The organism is Lachnoclostridium sp. An131 (assembly GCF_002160825.1).
Lineage (GTDB): Bacteria > Bacillota > Clostridia > Lachnospirales > Lachnospiraceae > Laedolimicola.
Genome location: NZ_NFLI01000044.1, coordinates 1 through 647 on the forward strand (window position 1 = coordinate 1; position 647 = coordinate 647).

The 647-nt window shown below is 53.8% G+C and carries 1 rRNA gene; it reads right to left on the reverse strand.

Annotated features, from left to right (window positions below):
• Nucleotides 1-647, reverse strand: a 23S ribosomal RNA gene (locus B5E77_RS16730); the annotation flags it as partial.

The window sequence follows — 647 nt, forward strand, 5'->3', positions numbered from 1 at the left end:
GAGGCGACCGCCCCAGTCAAACTCCCCGCCTGACATTGTCCCACCGCCGGATCACGGCGGCTGGTTAGAAACCCAATACTGCAAGGGTGGTATCCCAACAGCGGCTCCAGAACAACTGGCGTCATTCCTTCAAAGCCTCCCACCTATCCTGTACATGCAATACCGAATCCCAGTATCAAGCTGGAGTAAAGCTCCATGGGGTCTTTCCGTCCTGGCGCGGGTAACCAGCATCTTCACTGGTACTTCAATTTCACCGGATGCATTGTCGAGACAGCGCTCAAATCATTACGCCTTTCGTGCGGGTCGGAACTTACCCGACAAGGAATTTCGCTACCTTAGGACCGTTATAGTTACGGCCGCCGTTTACTGGGGCTTAAGTTCAGACCTTCGCTTGCGCTAAGCCCTCCCCTTAACCTTCCAGCACCGGGCAGGCGTCAGCCCATATACCTCACCTTTCGGTTTCGCATAGACCTGTGTTTTTGCTAAACAGTTGCTTGAGCCTATTCTCTGCGGCCTGCTCTCGCAGGCACCCCTTCTCCCGAAGTTACGGGGTCATTTTGCCGAGTTCCTTAACAATGCTTCTTCCGTCGGCCTTAGGATTCTCTCCTCATCTACCTGTGTCGGTTTACGGTACGGGTACTGTATAA